This window comes from Mesorhizobium sp. M7A.F.Ca.ET.027.03.2.1 (assembly GCF_003999175.1).
Classification (GTDB): Bacteria; Pseudomonadota; Alphaproteobacteria; order Rhizobiales; family Rhizobiaceae; genus Mesorhizobium.
The window spans coordinates 1-1,746 of the sequence record NZ_RZOM01001193.1; the positions used below are offsets into that span (position 1 = coordinate 1).

Below are 1,746 nucleotides of genomic sequence, written 5' to 3' on the forward strand. Positions count from 1 at the left end.
CAGTCTCTGCTCACGTGCAACGAAATCAACTGGTTATAAACGAAAAACGCCGCCCATTGGGCGGCGTTTCGGCATTGCAGCGGGAAACCAGATTACTTGATCTTGGTTTCCTTGAATTCGACGTGCTTCTTGGCGACCGGGTCGTACTTGCGGAACGACAGCTTGTCGGTCTTGGTGCGGCTGTTCTTGCTGGTCACGTAGAAGAAACCGGTGTCGGCGGTCGACAGAAGCTTGATCTTGATGTTTGCGGCTTTGGCCATGATATCAGTCCGTTTGTTCGTGGGGTTTTGGCCGCTGGAGCACGGGGAAACACCCGGACGCGGGAAACTTGGCGCGACACATAAAGAACGCGCCCGGAAAGTCAAGCCCGGCAAGCCTAGTGCGACCCCCCTGAGCCTGCTGGTGAACGGAAATCATGCGGTTTCCGTCGCCGGTGACGCAACCTTCTTCCAGTCTCCGGTCGTGTTCCACCAGCGATTCGGATTGGCGCGGTCGTCCAGTCCCTTGGAACGGCTGGCGAGAATCGGTTGAATGCGGATCACCGGTTCCTGGTAGGAATGGGCCTGGAAAATCGCCTCGACGACGCGGGCGGCCAGCACCTGATCGTCCGGCAGTTCGAAGGAAACCTCGACCGTGCCGGGCCGCCGCCGCAATTCGGTTTCGGCACCGGCGGCCGCACCGTCAAGCGGCCTGTAGCGTTCGATGCCGTGCGCCGACTGATAGGCATTGCGGTCATATTTGCCCATGGCCAGCGGCGCAATCGCCACCACAGCATCCATGATGCGGTCGACGTCGGCGGCCGGAGCCTGGAAGGTCACGAGCAGAAGCAGTGTCATTCGTAGCGATGTGGTTTCAAAGCCGCTGTCGATCATGGAAGTGTCCTCAAGTGTTTTGGGACACTCTTTTAGCCCTGTGCTCCTGACACGGTTCTGTCAGCAGCCTGCCACCGTGCGCGCCAAATGCAGGGCTGGCGGCAGTTGCGCTACAGCAGGATCTTGCGAACCAACCTGACGGCGACCAAAGCGATATAGGCGGCGAAGAACAGGCCGAGCGACCAGCCGAAGCCGGACGGGCCGAACGCATCCATGCCGATGCCGATCGCCTGCGGGCCGAGCACCATGCCGACACCGTAGCACAGCACGAAGGCGGCGTTGGCCGACGCCAGTTCATGGCCGGAAAGCTGCGAGCCGAGATGGGCAAGGCCGATCGTGTACATGGCAGCGACGACGCCGCCCCAGACGAACAGAAGCGCGGCCATCAAATGCCAATTCTGGGCGAAGAAGGGCATGAAGACGGTGCCGATAAGACCGACCGTGGCGCAGGCAATCAGCAGGTAGCGGCGATCGCTGACGCGGTCGCTGATCATGCCGATCGGGATCTGCAACAACACATTGCCGAGGCCGATCATGGTCAGCAGAAGGGCCGCATCGGCCTCGGAATAGCCGATGCGGCTACCATAGATCGGGAAGAGCGCAAAGCCGCCGGTTTCCACCGCGCCGAACACCAGCACGGCTGCGGTCGCCGACGGCACCAGCCAGATGTAGCGCAGGAAATTGCTGGTTTCGCCATCCGAGGCGATCGAGGGGCTCTCGTTGCGTGCTGCCAGCACGGGTATCGCCGCCAGCGTCACCAAGGCGATGATGACGCCGAACGGCCTGAAGCCGGAACTGCCGAGATGGGCGAACAGCCACGGTCCGGCGGCAAAGCCGAGCGACAGGACAGTGGCGTAAATGCCCAGCACAAGGC

The 1,746-nt window shown here is 61.6% G+C and carries 3 protein-coding genes; all 3 read right to left on the reverse strand.

Features of this window, described 5'->3' with window-relative positions; all coding sequences use genetic code 11:
- Positions 1-92 precede the first annotated feature (92 nt).
- A complete protein-coding gene (gene rpmG / locus EN750_RS32845; protein WP_006201775.1) occupies positions 93-260 on the reverse strand; it encodes a 50S ribosomal protein L33 in 168 nt (55 codons plus the stop codon).
- Between the two features lie 153 nt (positions 261-413).
- Positions 414-872 carry a hypothetical protein gene (locus EN750_RS32850; protein WP_127271458.1) on the reverse strand — a complete coding sequence of 153 codons (459 nt, stop codon included), beginning with the start codon at positions 870-872 and terminating at the stop codon, positions 414-416.
- Between the two features lie 110 nt (positions 873-982).
- Positions 983-1,746: MFS transporter (locus tag EN750_RS32855; RefSeq protein ID WP_145968140.1), on the reverse strand; the 764-nt coding region annotated here is incomplete at its 5' end.

Excerpts from the sequence above, each read along its gene's own strand:
- rpmG (WP_006201775.1), bottom strand. The coding sequence starts at position 260 with ATGGCCAAAGCCGCAAACATCAAGATCAAGCTTCTGTCGACCGCCGAC.
- EN750_RS32850 (WP_127271458.1), bottom strand. The coding sequence starts at position 872 with ATGATCGACAGCGGCTTTGAAACCACATCGCTACGAATGACACTGCTT.